Genomic DNA, 19098 nt, shown 5'->3' on the forward strand with positions numbered 1-19098 from the left:
CACCCTCACAGCCTATGCGAGCGCGGCCGCGATCGCGTCCGCCCGCTCGCGGATCCGTTCCACGAGCCCCTCGGGGCCGCCCGCGAGGATGCTGCGCGACTCGTTCGCGAGGAGGGCATGACCGATGCCGCCGAAGATGCTCCCGGCGTCCTCGATCCTGGCCCCCTGATGCCCGAAGCCCGGAGCGAGCACGGGGAGCGCGGGCGGTGCGCTCCGCTCCCCCGTGTCGATGCCGAAGCCCGCCAGATCGAGGGTGGCGCCGAGCACGACCCCGACCGAGCCGACCGCCCCGGCGGCTCCGTCCGCCGCGGCCTCGCGGTTCCAGGCCTCGGCGTCGGCGACCATGGCCGCTGCGACGCTGCGACCGTCGGAGCGAACCGCGAGCTGCACGGACCGGGCCTCGGGGTTCGAGGTCGCCGCGAGGACGAAGAGCCCCTTGCCGTGGGCGCGCACGTGCGCGAGCGCGCCCTGCAGCGTGCCGAAGCCCTGGTAGGCCGCGACGGTCATCGCGTCCGCCTCGAGCGGCGAGCCCGGCGCGAGCCAGGCGTCGGCGTAGGCGGCGAAGCTCGAGTCGATGTCGCCGCGCTTCACATCAGCGATCACGAGCAGACCCGCCGCTCGCGCGTCCGCCAGCACGCGCTCGAGCGCCCGGAAGCCGGCGGCGCCGAAGCGCTCGAAGAACGCGATCTGCGGCTTGACGCAGGCGGCGACGCCGGCGGCGGCGGCCACGAGCCCGCGACCCATCCGCTCCGCGCCCGCCGCGTCGTCCGCGAGCCCCCAGGCCTCCAGCAGCCCCGCGTGGGGATCGATCCCCGCGCAGAGGTGCCGGCCCGCGGCGAACTCCGCCGCGAGCCGGTCGCCGAAGCTGCGCGATGTCATCGGGCGGCGACCCGATCCGCCTCGTACTCCTGCAGCGACTTCACATCGAAGCCGCTGCGCTGCGCCGAGACGGCGCCGACGGCGGCCGAGAGCTCCGACACCGTCGTGAAGATCGGCTTGCCCGCGGCGACCGCGGCCGCGCGGATCTCGTAGCCGTCGGCGCGCGCCGAGCCGCCCGAGGGGGTGTTGATGATCATGTCGACCTCCCCCCGATTGATGAGATCCACGATCGTGTCGCCCTCGGCGCCCGCGCTGTGCTTGCGCACGGCCTCGGACGCGATCCCGTTGCGGCCGAGCACGACCTGCGTGCCCTGCGTCGCGAGGATCCGGTATCCGAGCTCCTGGAGCCGGAGCGCGGGCAGCACGATGGCGCGCTTGTCGCGGTCCGCGACCGACAGGAACACGGTGCCCGACTGCGGCAGCTCGCTGCCCGCGGCCGACTGGCTCTTCGCGAAGGCGGTCGGGAAGTCGCGGTCCATGCCCATGACCTCTCCCGTGGAGCGCATCTCCGGGCCGAGCAGGGAATCGACGACGAGCCCCTCGGGCGTGCGGAAGCGCTTGAAGGGGAGCACGGCCTCCTTCACGGCGATCGGGGCGTCGATCGGTGCGCGCGCCCCGTCGCGCTCCGGCAGCAGCCCCGCGGCGACGAGCTCGGCGATGCTCTCCCCGGCCATGATGCGCGAGGCGGCCTTCGCGAGCGGGATGCCAAGCGCCTTCGAGACGAACGGCACCGTGCGCGAGGCGCGCGGGTTCGCCTCGAGCACGTAGAGCACGCCCTGGCCGATGGCGAACTGCACGTTGAGCAGGCCCCGCACGCCGATGCCCTCCGCGATGCCGAGCGTCGCCGCGCGCACCTGGGCGATCTGGTCGTGCCCGAGCGTCACGGGCGGGAGAGTGCAGCTCGAGTCGCCGGAGTGCACGCCGGCCTCCTCGATGTGCTCCATGACCCCGCCGACGTAGAGCTGCTCGCCGTCGTAGAGCGCGTCGACGTCGATCTCGATGGCGTCGTCGAGGAAGCGGTCCACGAGCAGCGGGTGGCCGGGACCCACGAGGGCGTGCCCCTCGATGCGCCCGAAGTACCCGTGCAGCGACTCCGTGTCGTAGACGATCTCCATGCCGCGGCCGCCGAGCACGAAGGACGGGCGGACGAGCACCGGGTAGCCGATCTCCTCCGCGACCCGGATCGCGCCCTCCTCGTCGATCGCGGTGCCGTTGCGGGGGGCGAGCAGCCCGGCCCGCTCGAGGATCCCGGCGAAGGCGCCGCGCTCCTCCGCGAGGTCGATCGCCTCGGGGGTGGTGCCGAGGATCGGCACGCCGGCGTCCTTGAGCGGCTGCGCGAGCCCGAGCGCGGTCTGGCCGCCGAGCTGGACGACGACGCCGAGCAGTTCGCCTGAGGCCTGCTCCGCGTGGATCACCTCGAGGACGTCCTCGAGCGTGAGCGGCTCGAAGTAGAGGCGGTCGGAGGTGTCGTAGTCGGTCGACACCGTCTCCGGATTGCAGTTGATCATGATCGTCTCGTAGCCGGCCTCGGAGAGGGCGAACGAGGCGTGCACGCAGGAGTAGTCGAACTCCACGCCCTGGCCGATGCGGTTGGGGCCGGAGCCGAGGATGACGACCTTCTTGCGGTCGGAGGCGGCGACCTCCGTCTCGAGATCGTAGGAGGAGTAGTGGTAGGGGGTGAGCGCCGGGAACTCGCCGGCGCAGGTGTCGACCGTCTTGTAGACCGGGCGGAGGCCCAGTCCGTGGCGGAGCCCGCGCACCTCCGACTCGGAGATGCCCCGGATCGCCGCGATCTGCGCGTCGGAGAAGCCGTGGTCCTTCGCCTCGCGGAGCACCTCGAGCGTGAGCTGCGGAGCGGCACCGACCGCGGCGGCCACCTCGTTGATGAGCTGGATCTGGTCGAGGAACCACGGATCGATCGCGGTCGCCGCGTACACCTGCTCGATGGTCGCGCCGAGCCGCAGCGCCTGCTGCACGTCCACGATGCGGCCGTCGGTCGGGCGCACGATGGAGGCGAGCAGCTCGTCGACGCCGCGCTCCGAGGCGCCCCAGTGGAAGGAGGTGCCGCGCTTCTCGAGCGAGCGCAGCGACTTCTGCAGCGCGGTCGTGAAGTTGCGGCCGATCGCCATCGCCTCGCCGACCGACTTCATGGTCGTCGTGAGCGTGTCGTCCGCCGCCGGGAACTTCTCGAAGGCGAAGCGCGGGGTCTTCACGACCACGTAGTCGATGGTCGGCTCGAAGCTCGCGGGGGTCTTCTGCGTGATGTCGTTGGGGATCTCGTCCAGGCGGTAGCCGAGCGCGAGCTTCGCGGCGATCTTCGCGATCGGGAAGCCCGTGGCCTTGGACGCGAGGGCCGAGGAGCGGGACACGCGCGGGTTCATCTCGATGACGATGATGCGCCCCGTGCGCGGATCGACGGCGAACTGGATGTTGCAGCCGCCCGTGTCCACGCCCACGCGGCGGATGATGTCGATCGAGATGTCGCGCAGCTTCTGGTACTCGCGGTCCGTGAGCGTGAGCGCCGGCGCGACCGTGATCGAATCGCCCGTGTGGACCCCGACGGCGTCGACGTTCTCGATGGAGCAGACGACGACCGTGTTGTCGGCCGTGTCCCGCATGAGCTCGAGCTCGTACTCCTTCCAGCCGAGGATCGACTCCTCGAGGAGCACTTCGCTCGTGGGGCTGTAGTGGAGGCCGTCGCCGGCGATGCGGACGAGCTCCTCCTCGGTGTAGGCGAAACCGGAGCCCAGGCCGCCCATCGTGAAGGAGGGGCGGACGACGAGGGGGTAGCCGAGGTCCTTCGCGAACTCCTTGGCCTCCTCGAGAGTGTGGGCGATGTGGGAGCGGGCGACGTCGGCGCCGGACTCGAGGACGAGGTCCTTGAAGATCTGGCGGTCCTCGCCGCGCTGGATCGCTTCCACCTTCGCGCCGATGAGCTCCACGCCGTGGCGCTCGAGGATGCCCTGCTCGTGGAGCTGCATGGCCGCGTTCAGGGCGGTCTGGCCGCCGAGCGTCGGCAGGATGGCGTCGGGGCGCTCCTTGACGATGATCGACTCGATCACCTCGGGCGTGATGGGCTCGACGTAGGTGGCGTCGGCGAAGTCGGGATCGGTCATGATCGTCGCCGGGTTCGAGTTCACGAGGATGACGCGCACGCCCTCCTCGCGGAGCACGCGGCAGGCCTGCGTGCCGGAGTAGTCGAACTCGCAGGCCTGGCCGATGACGATCGGCCCGGAGCCGATGACGAGGACCGAATTGATGTCTGAACGCTTGGGCATGGGTTACTTGGCTCCGTTCTGAGCGGCGCGGCCGGCGACCAGCTGGCGGAAACGATCGAAGAGGTAGAAGGCGTCGTGCGGGCCGGCGGCGGCCTCGGGGTGGTACTGCACGGAGAACGCGGGGATGTCGAGGCATTCGAGGCCCTCGACGACGTGGTCGTTGAGGCTGTAGTGGCTCACCTGCACGCGGCCGAAGCCCTCGGGCGCCGTGAGTTCGCCGTCGATGGGCGCGTCGACGGCGAAGCCGTGGTTCTGCGCGGTGATCTCGACCCGTCCGGTGCGCTTGTCGAGCACGGGCTGGTTGATCCCGCGGTGCCCGAAGGGCAGCTTGTAGGTGCCGAAGCCGAGCGCGCGGCCGAGCAGCTGGTTGCCGAAGCAGATCCCGAAGTACGGGATCCCGTCGCGCAGGAGCGCGCGGAGGAGCTCGACCTGCGCGTCCGAGGCGGCGGGATCGCCCGGCCCGTTCGAATAGAACAGCGCGTCGGGGGCGATCGCGCGGATCTCCTCGACCGTCGTCGTCGCGGGCAGCACGATCACATCGAAGCCGTGCTCGGACAGGTACCGCACCGTGGCGCGCTTGATCCCGAGATCGAGCACGGCGATCGAGCCGACGCGGTCGACGCCCGGCTCGGCGGGCACGTCGTAGCGCTCGGGCGTGGTGACCTCCGCGGAGAGATTGCGCCCCGCCATCGCGGCCTGCCCGCGCACGAGACCGAGCTGCTCGTCCTCGGGGAGCGACGCCTCGGCCCCCGAGAAGATGCCGGCGCGCATCGCGCCGGCCGAGCGGATGTGCCGGGTCACCGCGCGGGTGTCGATCCCCGAGATGCCCACCACGCCGTCCGCCACGAGATCCTCGTCGAGCGAACGCTCCGCGCGGAAGTTCGAGACCCGCCGTGCGGGGTCACGCACCACGAAGCCGGCGACCCAGATCCTGCGCGACTCCATGTCGTCGTCGTTGGCGCCGGTGTTGCCGATGTGCGGCGCCGTCATCAGCACGATCTGACCCGCGTAGGACGGGTCGGTGAGGGTCTCCTGGTACCCGGTCATCCCGGTGGAGAAGACGACCTCGCCGAGGGTGCGGCCGGTCGCTCCGTAGGCGCGGCCCGCGTACCGCGTCCCGTCCTCGAGCACCAGCACCGCGGCGCCCTCCGCCACCGCCGCTGCCGGGGGCACCGTCACTTCATTCTTCGTCGTGGTCACGCGTCCTCCTGGCTCGCATTCGTATGGGTCTGGTGCGGCGCGATGGCCGCGACGGCCTCGGCGAAGCGCAGCTGCTCCTCCGGGCCGGTGAATCGGAATCCGGATTCGAGCTCCGGGACGGCGCTGCCGGCGGCCCGCCAGCGCAGGAGCGAGAGCCCGTCGCGCTCGACGGCCTTGCCGACGCGCCCGCCGGCCGTGCCGGTGCCCGTGATGCGGTCGGCGGGGATGCCGATCGGCGCTTCTCCGGTCACGGCGATCTCCACGCCGTCCGCGCGCACGGTCACGTCGGCGAAGCCCTTGTAGCGCAGCCCGGGGATCGCGAGCCGCTGGAAGGGCGCGCCGGCCGGCGTCGTGGAGACGTAGCCGGCGTGCGGGAACGCGGCGAGCGGCGCACCCGCGAGCTCCGCCGCGCCCACGTCGATGCCCGCGTCGCGGCGCGAGCGCGCGCGCCAGCCGAGCCACATGGCCGCCAGGATCACCGCGGCGATCGCCGCCATGACGGCGATGAAGACCTCGGCGCTCATCGCGGCCCCGCAACCGCGGCCCGGGCCGCCACCTGCTCGGCCGGGACGAGCTCGCCGTCGTCGAGCGTGAGCGCGCCGCGCCGGATCGTCGTGACGACCCGACCGGGCAGCTCCATCCCGAGGAAGGGCGAGTTGACGCTGAGGCCGCGCAGCCGGTCCGCGCCGAAGGCGCTCGCGCCGCTCGGATCGACGAGCACGAGGTCGGCGGGCTCGCCGGGGACGAGCGCGGCGGGGTGCCCGTCGAGCCGGCCGATCTCCGCCGGCTTCTGCGAGAGCAGCCGCTCGAGCTCCGCCCAGCTCGCGTGCCCGGTCTGCACGAGGGTGAGCAGGGCGATGGGCAGGGCGGATTCGAGGCCGACCATGCCGAACGCCGCGGCGTCCCACTCGCACTCCTTCGCCTCGACGGGGTGCGGGGCGTGATCGGTCGCGATGATGTCGATGACCCCGTCGGCGACGGCGGCGCGGAGCGCCTGCACGTCCTCCTCGCGGCGCAGCGGCGGATTCACCTTGTAGCGGGGGTCGTAGCTGCGCACGAGCTCCTCGGTGAGGATGAGGTGGTGCGGGGTGACCTCGGCGGTCACCTGCACGCCGCGCGCCTTCGCCCACCGCACGACCTCGACGGATCCCGCCGTCGAGAGGTGGCAGATGTGGAGGCGCGCGCCCGTGTGCTCGGCGAGCAGCACGTCGCGGGCGATGATCGACTCCTCGGCCACGGCGGGCCAGCCCTTCAACCCGAGCTCGCTCGAGAGCGAGCCCTCGTTCATCTGCGCGCCCTCGGTGAGGCGCGGATCCTGGGCGTGCTGCGCGATGACGCCGTCGAAGGTCCTCACGTACTCGAGGGCGCGGCGCATGAGCAGCGGGTCGTGGACGCACTTGCCGTCGTCCGAGAACACCCGCACGCCCGCGCGGGACTGGGCCATGGCGCCGATCTCGCTGAGCCGCTCCCCCGCGAGATCCTCCGTCACCGCGCCGATGGGGCGCACGGTCGCATAGCCGGCCGCGTCGCCCAGGCGCTGCACCTGTTCGACCACGCCGGCCGTGTCCTGCACCGGCAGCGTGTTGGCCATGGCGAACACGGTGGTGAAGCCGCCGGCGGCGGCGGCGCGCGTGCCCGTGAGGACGGTCTCGGACTGCTCGAAGCCGGGCTCGCGCAGATGGGTGTGGAGATCCACCAGCCCGGTCAGCGCGACGAGGCCGTCGGCCTCGATGACGCGCTCGTCCACCCGGGGGACGAGGCTCCCGGCGGCGGTGCGCTCCACGATCGCGCCGCCGGAGAGACGCAGGTCCACGGGCGCCGCCGCGAGATGATCCCCGCCGCGCTCGGCGAGCTCGGCGGCGAGGCGGGCGCCGCGGATCAGGATGTCGGTCTGCTCGGTCATGCGTCTCCTCCGCGGTGGTCGGTGTCCCCGCGCTGCGGCGGTTCGGGTGCCGCGGCCCCGCCGGCCCGTTCGCCCGAGAGCAGCAGGTACAGCGCGGCCATGCGGACCGAGACGCCGTTCGCGACCTGCTCGAGCACCGTGGAGCGCTCGGAGTCGGCGGCGCGGGACGAGATCTCGAGTCCGCGATTCATGGGGCCGGGGTGCATCACGATGGCGTCCTCGCGCAGCCGCGCGAGGCGCGCGTCGTCGAGACCCCAGTTCCGAGCGTACTCCCGTTCGTTGGGGAAGAACGCCGCGTGCATCCGCTCGCTCTGGATGCGGAGCATCATGACGACCTCGGGGCGCTCGACGCGCAGGGCCTCGTCGAGCGAGTGGTGCACGGCGACCGGCCAGGCGCGGCTCCCGTAGGGCAGCAGCGTCTCGGGTGCCACGAAGCTCACCCGGGCGCCGAGCGCGCGCAGCAGCCAGAGGTTGGAACGGGCGACCCGGGAGTGCGCGATGTCGCCGACGATGACCACGGAGACGCCGTCGAGGTCGCGCCCGCGGCTGTGCCTGCCGAAGAGGCGCCGGCGCATCGTGAAGGCGTCGAGCAGCGCCTGCGTCGGGTGCTCGTGGGTGCCGTCGCCCGCGTTGAGCACCCCGGCGTCGATCCAGCCGGTGCGCGCGAGCCGCTCGGGCGCACCGGAGGAGGGGTGACGGATCACGACGCCGTCGGCGCCGATCGCCTGCAGCGTCTGCGCCGTGTCCTTCAGCGACTCGCCCTTCGAGACCGAGGAGCCCTTGGCGCTGAAGTTGATCACGTCCGCCGAGAGCCGCTTGGCGGCGGCCTCGAAGGAGATGCGCGTGCGCGTGGAGTCCTCGAAGAAGAGGTTCACGACGGTCTTGCCGCGCAGCGCCGGCAGCTTCTTGACCTCGCGCTGCTGCGCCGCCGCCATGTCCTCGGCCGTGTCGAGGATCAGGATGGACTCCTCGCGTCCGAGGGTCCGGGTGTCGAGGAGGTGCCTCACGAGCCCGCCTCCGCCCGCGCGCCGATCGTGACCTCGTCGACGCCGTCGATCTCCTGCAGCCGCACGGAGATCCGCTCCTCCTTCGAGCTCGGCAGGTTCTTCCCGATGTAGTCGGCGCGGATCGGCAGCTCGCGATGCCCCCGGTCGATGAGCGCCGCGAGCCGGACCGCGCGGGGGCGCCCGTGATCGCCGAGCGCGTCGAGCGCGGCGCGCACGGTGCGGCCCGAGTAGAGGACGTCGTCGACGAGCACGACGGTCGCCCCGTCGATCCCGGCGACCGGCATCTCGGTCGGCTGGGGGGCGCGGGTGGGATGGTGCGCGAGGTCGTCGCGGTAGAGGGTGACGTCGAGGATCCCCACGGGGACCTCGGAGCCCTCGATGCGGTCGATCGTCTCGGCGATGCGACGGGCGAGCAGCGCCCCCCGCGTCGGGATCCCGACGAGCACGAGGCCGGCGACGCCCTTGTTCGCTTCGATGATTTCGTGCGAGATTCGAGTCAGCGCGCGCGAGATCTCAGCGCCTTCCAGCACCGTTCGCGTAGCCATTTCGAGCCTCCCTTCTCCGCCTCACGGGACGGTCTTAAAGAAAAGCTGCATTCCGGCGTCCATCCTAGCGCACCGGAAGGCTCCCCCGCGGACGCGGGAGAGCCTTCCGGTGCGGCGGGGGCCCGGTGGGCCGGTCACGCCCCGGCGTGCTCGGCGATGCGTCCGAGCACGCCGTTGACGAAGCGGCCGGAGTCGTCGGTGGAGTACTCCTTCGCGAGCTCCACGGCCTCGTCGATCGCGACCGCGGCGGGGACCTCGTCGTTGTGCAGGATCTCCCACGCCGCGACGCGCAGCAGCGCGCGGTCGACGTTCGGCATCCGATCGAGCGTCCAGCCCTGGGCGTAGCTCATGATGAGCTCGTCGATCTCCTCTCGGTGATCGGTGACACCGTCCACGATCTCGCGGGCGTAGAGCCACGAGGCCTCGCGGTCGGGCTCGCCCGCCGCGCGGCCGGCCTCGGCGGCGACGACCGCGCCGATCTCCTCGCCGCGGACGTCGGCCTGGAACAGCATGTCGAGGGCGCGCTTGCGCGCCTTGGTGCGTGCACTCATCTCGGGGAGCCGGACGGCTCAGTCGTTGACGCGGCCGAGGTAGTCGCCCGTGCGGGTGTCGACCTTGACCTTGGTGCCGGTCTCGAGGAACAGGGGCACCTGGATCTCGGCGCCGGTCTCGACGGTGGCGGGCTTGGTGCCGCCGGTGGAGCGATCGCCCTGCAGACCGGGCTCCGTGTAGGTCACCTCGAGGATGACGGAGGCGGGGAGCTCGAGGTAGAGCGGCTCGCCCTCGTGGAGCGCGATCTGCACCTGCTGGTTCTCGAGCATGAACTTCTGCGCGTCGCCCACGACGGCGCCCGAGACCGTCAGCTGATCGTAGTCGGCCTGGTCCATGAAGACGAAGTCGGCGCCGTCCTGGTAGAGGTACTGGTAGTCGCGGCGATCCACGTTGGCCGTCTCGATCTTCGCGCCGGCGTTGTAGGTCTTGTCGATGATCTTGCCCGACACCACGTTCTTCTGCTTGGTGCGGACGAAGGCGCCGCCCTTGCCCGGCTTCACGTGCTGGAACTCGATCACGCTCCAGAGCTGACCGTTCTCCTTGATGACGGTGCCGTTCTTGATGTCGTTCGAGGTTGCCATGCAGTGCTTCTTCCGGGATCTGGGACGTTCGAGCGCGACGGGTGGCGCCGGACCAGCATACACGGGCGCCCCGATCGGCGCGGCGGCGGGGCGTCGCCGCGCCCGCCCCGCCGAGGTGCGCCGTCTCGATCCGCGCGCGGCGCGTCGCCCGGATCGCAGCGCGGATGACGCATGCGGGGGTGATCGCCTCGGATGGCACCGGTGCGCGTCGTCTCCGACGGGGCGCACGGGGCCGCAGCCCCGGCGGCTCTAGGATCGCAGCATGCACATGATCCTCCGCACCCTCTGGCACCGCTTCGTGGTCGGGCCGCGGGGGCGCCGCCTGGGGTTCGGCGACGTCTCGCGCTCGCGCTTCCGCGTCTGGCCCACCGACCTCGACATCCTCCGCCACATGAACAACGGCAAGTACCTCTCCGTCATGGACGTCGCCCGCTTCGACCTCATCCAGCGCAACGGGGTCTGGGCGCTGTTCGCGCGAGAGGGCTGGTATCCGGTCGTCGTCGGGCAGACGATCTCGTACCGCAAGTCGCTGAACCCCTGGATGCGATTCTGGATCGAGTCGCGCATCCTCGGCTTCGACGATCAGGCGGTGTACATCGAGCAGCGCTTCGTCCGGCCGGACGACGCGGGCGTCCCGGAGATCTACGCCCTCGCCGTGGTGCGGGGGCGGATCCTCCGGCGCACGGGCGGGGTCGTCCGGGTCGCGGAGCTCGTGGAGAAGAGCGGCGCGGACCCGGAGGCGCTGCGGGTGCCCGAGGACGTGCTGCGCTGGGGGCGCACGACGCGGCTGCCCTCGACGCGTGAGGCGGCTCCGAGCCGCTGGGAGTGAAGGCTCAGGCGATCGGGGGCCGCGCGCCGAGGTGCGGCCCCTGGTTGGCGGGCTCCCGGGTGCTGAGGCGCACCGTCCGCTCCGCCGCGTCGTAGACGTGCCGAGCCGCGAGACGATCGCCGCCGAGCGTTCCCGCGATCCACGTGAAGCTGCGCGCGTCGATGGGCGGCTCGCCCCGCACGACGCGCATGAGCTGCAGCATCAGGAGCTCGGGCAGCGTCGCATGCGGCCCGTGCGCGTGGCTGAGCCCGAGCACCGCGGGTGCGAGCCCGGCGGGCACGAGCCGGAGCGACCACGCGACGTCCCGGGAGCCGCTGCGCACGGCGACCCGCGCCGCCGGAGCCCCGGGGGCGCGGTCCAGCCGGGCGAACTCGCGCTCGAGCTCGCTCGCCGCGACCAGCCGGATCCCGCCGCCGCCCGCATCGGCCGCACCCGCGAACAGCCGCCGCCAGCCGTCCGCGCCGAGGCCCGCGGGGGCGGGCACCGGCTCGAGCGTGGGGTCGGCGTCCAGCGCGGCGCCGAGCGCGGCGAAGTCCGCGCCCGCCGCCGCGAAGGCCTCCGGCTCCGGGAGGTCGAGCGCGATGCCGGGCGCCGCGCCGATCACGGCACGGGCGGCGTCGAAGGCCGTGGCGAGGCGTGCGCGCGCGTCGTCGCCGAGGGCCGCGCCGAACGCGCTCGGCCCGTACGCGCTCGCGCGTTCCGCCGCCGTGCGCGCATCGAGCCAGACGTCGAAGGATTCCTCGGCGGTGCCGCCCGCCGTACCGCCGCCGCGGCGAGCGGCGGCCAGGGCGGCGTCGAGCTCGGCCGCGAGGTCCGGGAAGAGCTCTCGGCCGAGCCGCACCGCGTCATCGCCTGCCGTGGGGAATTCCGTCATACCCGTCACGGTAGCCCATCGGCGATCCGCGCCTCGAGCACCGCGGCGATACCGCGAGGGTCGTCGAGGCGCACCCCGTCGGGAGCGTAGCGCACCGCGAGATCGTCCGAGCCGATGCCGATGGCGTGCAGCTCGACCCCCGCCGCTCGGAGCCCGGCGGCCTCGCGGGCGGCCGCGCCGGGATCGGAGGTCCCCCCGTCGCCGAGGAGGAGGAGCACGCGGCGCCTCGTGCGCCCCGCGGAGCCCGCTCCCGGCCCCGGGCCGCGCTCCCCCGCTCCGACCCCGAGCACGGCGGCGGCGGTCGCGAGCGCGGCGCCGTCGTCGGTCGAGCCCCGCGCATCGCCGATCTCCGCGAACATGCGACGTCTCGCCGCGTCGTCGAGACCGGCGGAGAGCGGTTTCACGATGACGGGGGCCGCGTCGAAGACGATGAGGGCGGTGCGGATATCGAGATCGAGATCGAGGCCCGTCCGATCCTCCGCGGCCGCGACGTCCCGGGCGACTCCCGCGAGCGCCTCCAGCATCACGAGGGCCGCGTCCGCCGCCGCCCGGGCCGCGGCCCCCCGCATCGACGCCGAGCGATCCACCAGGAGCGCGTAGTCGGTGCTGCCCGGCCGCTCGCGCCGCCGCCTGCGGTGCTCGCGGCGCAGATACGCGGCCGGGCGCGGCGCGCCGGCGCGTGCCTCGACGACCGCGGGGACGAGGTGCTCGAGCCCGAGCAGCTCGCCCTCGGCCGCGGGCCGCCGTCCCAGCGCGTGCACCGCTCCCGTGCGCTCCGAGATGACGCGCTCCCAGACGCGGCGCATGCGCTCGATCGCCTCGGCGAGCTCGGCGGCGCGCCGCCGGTACTCCCCGGCGGCGCCGCCGCGGGCGCCGCCGTCGCCGGCGCCCGCGGCCGGCGAGGCGGGCGTTTCGCGCCGGCCGGGGTCGGTCTCCGTGCGCGCATCCGGCGGGGCGACGAGGGATGCCGCCACTGCCGCGGGGAGCGGGGTCTCGAGGAAGCGCTGCACGCTGCCCGCGGCCTCAGCGGCGAAGAGGTCGGCGCCCTCCGCGCTCGCACGGCCCTCGCCCGGTCTCGCCGGCTCCGCCTCCGGGTCGCCGGCGGACTCCGAAGCGGGTGCGGGGGCCTCGGCGGCCCCGGCGCCCGTCTCCGCATCCGCCGACGCCCCTCCGCCGTTCCCGTCCGGTGCGGGATCCGGGTCCGCATCCGCGCCCTCCGCCGGGCCCCCGCCCGCGCCGGGCACCGCGCGGTGCTCGGCGGTGTCGGCGGCGAGCAGGCGCGCGTACGGGGGCAGCAGCACCGCGAGCGCGCGTTCGAGCCGCGCGAGCGGGGCGCGCCCCGGATCCGGAGCGAGGACGCGACGGAGCACGTCGACGCCCGGGGCGATCGCACCGAGGGCGCGCAGTTCCTCCGCCACGGAGGCGTCGGGCCGCTGCGGCGCCCGCGCGCCCGACCCGGCGCGCAGCAGCGCGATGATCCACTGCAGATGCCGCGGCTCGGCCGAGACGTCGGCGGGGAGCGCGCGCTCCGTCGCTGCGGCGAGCGGTCGCCGCAGCGCCGGGAAGGCCGCGAGCAGCGCGGCCGACGCCTGCAGGCGCAGCACCGCGCGCACGAGCGGCCCGGCCGCGGGGTCGCGCGAGACGAGTGAGGCCGCACGGCGCCGGCGCTCCGGGGCGATGCGCTCCTCGCGGACGTTCTCCCAGAGCGCGAGCATCGCGAGCGCGGTCGCCTCCGCGGGAGCGTGCCCGCGCGCGGTGTACCACCCGAGACCCACCGTGAGCCCGTCATCGTCGATCCGCCAGACCGCGTCCTCGACCACGTGCACGGGTACGCCGAGGAGGCCTCCGACGGCGCGCAGCGCAGCCTCGCCGCCGAGCGCATCGGCCGCGTCGGCCGCGCCCGCCTGCTCCCGGCTCGCCTCCATGCGGTCAGCCTACTGCGGCCGCCGCGCGGGCCCGCGCACGGATGCTAGCGTGAGGCCATGCTGCCATTCGATGCCGACCCGCTGCTCGTCGAGGCCAGCGCGCTCCGCGACGCGGCGGCGCGGGTGCGGCGGGCGGCCGCCTCCGACCGGGCCGCGAGCGGCCGCGACGCCGAGGCCGAGGCCTCGGCGATCGCCCACGATGCCGAGCGCCGCGAGATCGCGGCCCGGCTGGCGTCGCTGCTCGCGGACCCGCACGCCCGGCGCCTCGTCGATGCGGAGCTCGACGAGCGCGCCCGGGCGCTCCGCGTCGCGGTCGACGCACTGCGCCGCCGCGCCCGATCCGCCCAGCGCGAGCGCGCCGCGGATCGCCTGCTGGCCCGCGCCATTTCGGGCGGGCGGGCGCTCACGGGTGCGGAGCGCGATCGCGTCGCCGAGCTCCGCGCCCCGGAGCCCGACGCGCTCGACGGGGTCCACTCCGCCGAGCGGCGGGACCGGCTGCTCGCGATCCTCGGCGCCGCACGGCTCCGGGAGGCGCGCGGTCAGCTGCGCGACGGGCTCCTCCTCACCGCCCAGATGCGCCGGATCGTCGCCGAGGCCGTCCCGGCGCTCCTGCAGGGCGAGCCGGTGCTGCTGCTCGGCGAGACGGGCGGCGCGAAGACCGCGCTCGCCGAGCACCTGTCGCGCCGCGGGGCGGGCCGCGAGCCCGAGTTCGTCTCCGGCTACGGCGACATCACGGGCGCGCAGCTGCTCGGAGCGCACGAGCTGCGCGCCGAGGCGGGGGCCACGGTCAGCGCCTTCGTGCCGGGCCCGCTGCTGCGTGCCATGTCGGAGGGGCGCCCGATCATCCTCGACGAGATCAACGCCATGCCCGCGGAGTTCCTCAAACGCCTCAACCGGATCCTGCAGTTGCGCCCCGGGGACCGCTACGGCGTGCAGGAGGACGGCGGACGCGCCGTGCGGGTCGCCCGGGGCTTCGCGATCCTCGCCACCGCGAACGAGCAGACGCCCCACCGCTACCGCGGGCTCGAACGGCTGAGCGCAGAGCTCGTGAACCGCTTCGGTGCGAACGCGTACCGCGTGCACTATCCCGACGCGGGCCTTCCTTACGAGCGCTTCCCCGCGGAGAACGCCCTCATCATCGCCGCCGCGGTCGCCGACGCGCGCGGGGCGCTCCCCGAGACGCTGCCCTACCCGCAGATCGTCCGACTCGCCCGTGCCGCCTTCGTGAGCCAGCAGGTGTTCGCCGGGGCGCACGGCGAGGGGTTCGCGGACTTCGTGAGCACGGAGCGCGAGATCGACGGCCGCCCCGGGCTCGAGGAGTCGGTGCTCGCCCCGCGCACGGTCGTGGCGCTCGCCCGGAAGGTGGCGGGGAGCGCCGGGACGATCACGCTGGACCACGCGCTGCACCGCTTCGTCGACGGCGTCATGCACCGGGAGGACCGCCGCGTGCTCGCGCTCATCATCGCGGGCCAGGGCTTCCGGCTCTCAGGCTGAGCGCGGGATCCGGTTCCTCCGCGCGGCGCTCAGCTGGCGATCTCCTGATAGGCGAACTGCAGCATCGCGTCGTCGGCGCCCGCGAGCACCCGCGGCTTGCCGATCTCGTCGAGCACGATGAAGCGCAGCATGCCCGCGCGCGCCTTCTTGTCCCGCTGCATCGCCGCGAGCAGACCGGGCCAGCGCCCCGCCGGGTAGCTCAGCGGCAGCGTGAGTGACGCGAGGATGCGCCGATGCCGCTCCACGGCGGCGTCGGAGAGCGAGCCCGCCATGCGGCCGAGCTCCGCCGCGTACATCATGCCGATCGAGATGGCCACGCCGTGGCGCCACTGGTAGCGCTCGGCGTGCTCGATGGCGTGCCCGAGGGTGTGCCCGTAGTTGAGGATCTCGCGGAGGCCGCCCTCGCGGAAGTCCTCCGACACCACCCTGGCCTTGACCCCGATCGCGAGCTCCACGACGCGCTGGAACTCGGGGGTCGCGGGATCGGTCGCCCGCGCCACATCCGCCTCGAGGATGTCGAGGATCTCGGGCTCCGCGATGAAACCGCACTTCGCGACCTCCGCGAAACCGGCGAGGATCTCGTTCCGCGGCAGGGTGGCGAGCAGGTCCAGGTCGCAGAGCACACCGGCGGGCGCGGTGAAGCTGCCCACGAGGTTCTTGCCCTCCGCCGTATTGATGCCGGTCTTCCCGCCGACGGAGGCGTCGACCATGCCGAGCACCGTCGTCGGGATCTGCACGAGCTGGACGCCGCGCAGCCAGGTCGCCGCGACGAAGCCCGCGAGATCGGTCACCGCCCCGCCGCCGAGACCGACGACCGCGTCGGAGCGGGTGAAGTCGGCCTGGCCCATGATCTGCCAGCAGAAGGCGGCCACCTCGACGCGCTTCGCGGACTCCGCATCCGGCACCTCGGCGAGCAGCACCTGCGCGTAGCGCTCGGCGAGCGCGGCGCGGAGCTCCTCGGCCAGGCGGCCCACCGAGGCGGTGTGCACGATGAGCACCTTCGCGACCCGATCGTCGAGCACCTCGCTGACGCGGGAGATCGTGCCGTGCCCCACGACGACGTCGTAGGACGACTCCCCGGTGACGCTGATGACAGTGTCGCTCATTCCTGCTCCTGCTCCTTCTGCTTCGCGGCGCCCCCGTGCTCGGCGACGCCGGACTTCTGCGAGAATCCGCGCGCCCAGCGCGCGACCCGCCTGGCCAGCTGCTCCTTCGTCGCGCGGTCCGTCCGGTAGGTGACGTCGGCGACCTCCTCGTAGAACGGCCGGCGCTCCTCGAGGATGCGCCCCCAGGCCTCCGGGTCGTCCCGCAGCAGGGGGCGCTTCGCGAGGTTCGCGGTGCGCAGCACCGCCTCCTGCGTGGTGAGCAGCAGCACGACCGGGTGCGCCGCGAGGCGGCGCCGCGTCTCCGCGGTGATCACGGCCCCGCCGCCGAGCGCGACGATCCTCCCGCCGGGCAGGGCGAGCTCCTCGGCGATCACCTCCGCCTCGATCCGGCGGAACTCCGGCTCGCCGTGGGTCTCGAAGAACGCGGCGATCGGGCCGTGCCGGCGCACGAAGACGGCGTCGGTGTCCACGAACGGCACGCCCAGCTCGCGCGCGACGCGCTTGCCGAGGCTCGTCTTGCCCGCCGCCATCGGGCCGACGAACACGACGGCGCGATCCGGCAGCCTCCCGGTGCCCCGACGCCGGCGGCGGCGACGGCCCCGCGCGCGCTGCCCGGCGGGCGCGGCGCCGCTCGGAGCCGTCCGACGCCCTGCATCGGCGCCCTCCCGGCTCGCGGTGCGGCCGCCTCCCCCGCGCGCGCCGCCTCCCGGCTCGCCGCCGTCGACGCGTCCGGCCGAGGGCACCACGCGCAGCGGCGCCGTCGGCGGCTGCGGCTTCGGCCGCGGCGCCGGCGGCCCCGGATCGCGCCCGGCGCGCCGCTGCTCGCTCATCGTGCGGACCCGCTCAGACTTCGCGCGCGGTCGACAGGCGCTCCGGGATCGCGGCGAGATAGGCCTCCAGGTTGCGCCGCGTCTCCGCGACGCTGTCCCCGCCGAACTTCTCCGTCACCGCGTCGGCGATCACGAGCGCGGTCATGGCCTCGGCCACGACACCGGCGGCGGGCACCGCCGAGACGTCGCTGCGCTGGTGGTGCGCCTTCGTCTCCTCGCCGGTGGCCACGTCGACCGTCGGCAGGGCGTGCGGCACCGTCGCGATCGGCTTCATCCCGGCGCGCACGCGCAGCACCTGCCCCGTGGTCATGCCGCCCTCGATGCCCCCGGCGCGGCCGGTGTCGCGCACGATCGTGCCGTCCTCGATGCGGAGGGCGTCGTGCGCCTCCGAGCCGCGGCGACGGGTGGTCTCGAAGCCGTCGCCGACCTCGACCGCCTTGATCGCCTGAATCCCCATGAGCGCCCCCGCGAGACGGGAGTCGAGCCGGCGGTCCCAGTGCACGTAGGAGCCCAGCCCGGGCGGCAGACCGTACACGAGCACCTCGACGATGCCGCCGATCGTGTCGCCCGACTTCTTCGTGTCGTCGACCTCGGCGACCATGCGCGCGCTCGTCCCGCCGTCGAAGCAGCGCAGCGGATCGGCATCGAGCGCCGCCACGTCGTCCGGGCGCGGCAGCGGCCCGCCGGCGGGGGCCTCGACGGTGCCGAGGGAGACCGTGTGGCTCACCAGGGCGATCCCGAGCTCCGAGAGGAACGCGCGGGCGACCGCGCCGAGCGCGACCCTCGCCGCGGTCTCCCGCGCGCTCGCGCGCTCGAGGACCGGCCGCGATTCCGCGAAGCCGTACTTCTGCATGCCGGTGAGGTCCGCATGGCCGGGGCGCGGCCGCGTGAGCGGTGCGCCGCGACCGCGCGACTTCTCGGAGAGCTCGGTGCGCTCAGCGCTCATGACCTCGGTCCACTTCGGCCACTCGGTGTTGCCGATGCGGATGGCGACGGGCCCGCCGATGGACACGCCCTGCACGACGCCGCCGGAGAGGTGGAGCTCGTCCTGCTCGAACTTCATGCGCGAACCCCGGCCGTAGCCGAGCTTGCGGCGCGCTAGATCCTCACGGATCCCGTCGAGCGACACGGGCACGCCGGCGGGCAGGCCCTCCAGGACGGCAATGAGTTCGGGGCCGTGGGATTCCCCGGCGGTAAGCCAACGCAGCATACCTTCTATATTCCCACACCCGCGGGTCGCGGGCGCTCAGCGCGCCGCGCGACGCATCGCCGCGAGGACGCCCGCCTCGTCGGCGAGCGGGGCCTCCGCGTCGCCGTGGAGGAAGAGGCGCACCTGGATGAGCGCCTGCTCGACGAGCATCTCCAGCCCGGCGTGGGAGATCCCGCCCGCGGCGCGCCAGCGGCCGGCGAGCGGCGAGGGCCAGGGGTCGTAGGCGACGTCGAAGAGGGGCGCGGCCGCGAGCCCATCGGGCAGCGGGATCTCGCGCCCCGCGGGCCCGGGCAGCGTGGACACGACGAGCGTCGCGGAGGATGCGGCCGCCCGCGCGGCGGACGCATCGCCGAGCGTGGCTCCCGTCATCTCGGGCGCGCTCGTGCCGCGGAAGCGGTCGAGGAGCTCCTCGACCGCGCGCGGGCGGCGCGCGAGCACCGCGACGCGCTCGGCTCCGAGTGCGCGCGCCGCGAGGATCGCGGACACGGCCGTGGCGCCGGCGCCGAGCACGACGGTTCGGGTCGCATCGAGCCCGGCCTGGCCGAGCGCGCGAGCGAGTCCGGCGACGTCGGTGTTGCTGCCGAACCATCCGCCGTCGGGGAGCCGATGCAGGGTGTTGACGACGCCGCTCTCCGTCGCCACGGGATCGAGCGCATCGGCGAGCCGGTGCGCCTCCTCCTTGAGCGGCATCGTGAGCGAGAATCCGCGCCAGTGCGCGTCGCGTCCGCGGAGGAACGCGCCGAGGCCGGCCGCGCCGCAGCGGATCGCGTCGTAGCGCCAGTCGAGGCCGAGCGCCGCATAGGCGGCCGCGTGGATGCGGGGCGAGCGCGAGTGCGCGATGGGCGAGCCGAGCACGCCGAGGCGCATCGCGGCGGTCACGCGCCG

General features: G+C 74.0%; 17 protein-coding genes. 2 read left to right on the top strand and 15 right to left on the bottom strand.

Annotated features, from left to right (window positions below; genetic code table 11):
• Nucleotides 1-12: 12 nt before the first annotated feature.
• The 9 genes from pyrF to efp all read right to left on the bottom strand — a co-directional run bounded on the left by pyrF (nt 13) and on the right by efp (nt 9945).
• A complete protein-coding gene (pyrF, locus tag MUN78_RS07565; RefSeq protein WP_244729771.1) occupies nt 13-879 on the bottom strand; it encodes an orotidine-5'-phosphate decarboxylase in 867 nt (288 codons plus the stop codon).
• Complete coding sequence (gene carB, locus MUN78_RS07570; RefSeq protein WP_244729773.1) at nt 876-4157, bottom strand: carbamoyl-phosphate synthase large subunit; 3282 nt, start codon at nt 4155-4157, stop codon at nt 876-878. Before carB ends, pyrF begins: the two co-directional genes overlap by 4 nt.
• Nucleotides 4158-4160: 3 nt before the next feature.
• Nucleotides 4161-5357: a glutamine-hydrolyzing carbamoyl-phosphate synthase small subunit gene (gene carA / locus MUN78_RS07575; protein WP_244729775.1), complete on the bottom strand. Its 1197-nt coding sequence runs from the start codon at nt 5355-5357 to the stop codon at nt 4161-4163.
• Nucleotides 5354-5881, bottom strand: coding sequence for a PH-like domain-containing protein (locus MUN78_RS07580; protein ID WP_244729778.1), 528 nt, complete (start codon nt 5879-5881; stop codon nt 5354-5356). Before MUN78_RS07580 ends, carA begins: the two co-directional genes overlap by 4 nt.
• Nucleotides 5878-7260, bottom strand: a complete 1383-nt coding sequence (locus MUN78_RS07585; protein ID WP_244729779.1) for a dihydroorotase — start codon at nt 7258-7260, stop codon at nt 5878-5880. The genes MUN78_RS07580 and MUN78_RS07585 overlap by 4 nt, the downstream gene beginning before the upstream one ends.
• On the bottom strand, nt 7257-8267 hold the full coding sequence (locus MUN78_RS07590; RefSeq protein WP_244693848.1) for an aspartate carbamoyltransferase catalytic subunit: 1011 nt from the start codon (nt 8265-8267) through the stop codon (nt 7257-7259). The genes MUN78_RS07585 and MUN78_RS07590 overlap by 4 nt, the downstream gene beginning before the upstream one ends.
• Nucleotides 8264-8812: a bifunctional pyr operon transcriptional regulator/uracil phosphoribosyltransferase PyrR gene (gene pyrR, locus MUN78_RS07595; protein WP_244729781.1), complete on the bottom strand. Its 549-nt coding sequence runs from the start codon at nt 8810-8812 to the stop codon at nt 8264-8266. Before pyrR ends, MUN78_RS07590 begins: the two co-directional genes overlap by 4 nt.
• A gap of 134 nt (nt 8813-8946) precedes the next feature.
• Nucleotides 8947-9363 (bottom strand): transcription antitermination factor NusB, encoded by a 417-nt coding sequence (nusB, locus tag MUN78_RS07600; RefSeq protein WP_244693850.1) that lies wholly within the window; start codon nt 9361-9363, stop codon nt 8947-8949.
• 18 nt (nt 9364-9381) lie between these two features.
• Nucleotides 9382-9945 (bottom strand): elongation factor P, encoded by a 564-nt coding sequence (efp, locus tag MUN78_RS07605; RefSeq protein ID WP_244693851.1) that lies wholly within the window; start codon nt 9943-9945, stop codon nt 9382-9384.
• Nucleotides 9946-10207: 262 nt separating this feature from the next.
• On the opposite strand from efp, the gene MUN78_RS07610 reads away from it, so the two are divergent.
• A complete protein-coding gene (locus tag MUN78_RS07610; protein ID WP_244693852.1) occupies nt 10208-10774 on the top strand; it encodes a thioesterase family protein in 567 nt (188 codons plus the stop codon).
• 4 nt (nt 10775-10778) lie between these two features.
• Here MUN78_RS07610 and MUN78_RS07615 read toward each other — a convergent pair whose 3' ends face one another.
• Together MUN78_RS07615 and MUN78_RS07620 are read right to left on the bottom strand one after the other, a co-directional pair.
• A complete protein-coding gene (locus MUN78_RS07615; RefSeq protein ID WP_244693853.1) occupies nt 10779-11648 on the bottom strand; it encodes a hypothetical protein in 870 nt (289 codons plus the stop codon).
• A gap of 5 nt (nt 11649-11653) precedes the next feature.
• Nucleotides 11654-13573 (bottom strand): vWA domain-containing protein, encoded by a 1920-nt coding sequence (locus MUN78_RS07620; RefSeq protein WP_244729783.1) that lies wholly within the window; start codon nt 13571-13573, stop codon nt 11654-11656.
• Nucleotides 13574-13630: 57 nt separating this feature from the next.
• On the opposite strand from MUN78_RS07620, the gene MUN78_RS07625 reads away from it, so the two are divergent.
• Nucleotides 13631-15067 (top strand): AAA family ATPase, encoded by a 1437-nt coding sequence (locus MUN78_RS07625; protein ID WP_244693854.1) that lies wholly within the window; start codon nt 13631-13633, stop codon nt 15065-15067.
• A gap of 29 nt (nt 15068-15096) precedes the next feature.
• Here the strand turns inward: MUN78_RS07625 and aroB are convergent, their stop codons facing one another.
• From aroB to MUN78_RS07645, 4 genes are read right to left on the bottom strand one after another with little or no spacing between them, the layout of a single operon-like run.
• Nucleotides 15097-16173, bottom strand: coding sequence for a 3-dehydroquinate synthase (gene aroB / locus MUN78_RS07630; RefSeq protein ID WP_244693855.1), 1077 nt, complete (start codon nt 16171-16173; stop codon nt 15097-15099).
• A complete protein-coding gene (locus MUN78_RS07635; RefSeq protein ID WP_244729785.1) occupies nt 16170-17003 on the bottom strand; it encodes a shikimate kinase in 834 nt (277 codons plus the stop codon). The genes aroB and MUN78_RS07635 overlap by 4 nt, the downstream gene beginning before the upstream one ends.
• A gap of 13 nt (nt 17004-17016) precedes the next feature.
• A complete protein-coding gene (aroC, locus tag MUN78_RS07640; RefSeq protein ID WP_244729787.1) occupies nt 17017-18213 on the bottom strand; it encodes a chorismate synthase in 1197 nt (398 codons plus the stop codon).
• A 36-nt stretch (nt 18214-18249) separates the two neighbouring features.
• Nucleotides 18250-19092, bottom strand: coding sequence for a shikimate dehydrogenase family protein (locus tag MUN78_RS07645; protein WP_244729789.1), 843 nt, complete (start codon nt 19090-19092; stop codon nt 18250-18252).
• Between the last annotated feature and the right edge of the window lie 6 nt (nt 19093-19098).

Origin of the sequence: Leucobacter allii (assembly GCF_022919155.1) — a bacterium.
GTDB lineage: Bacteria > Actinomycetota > Actinomycetes > Actinomycetales > Microbacteriaceae > Leucobacter > Leucobacter allii.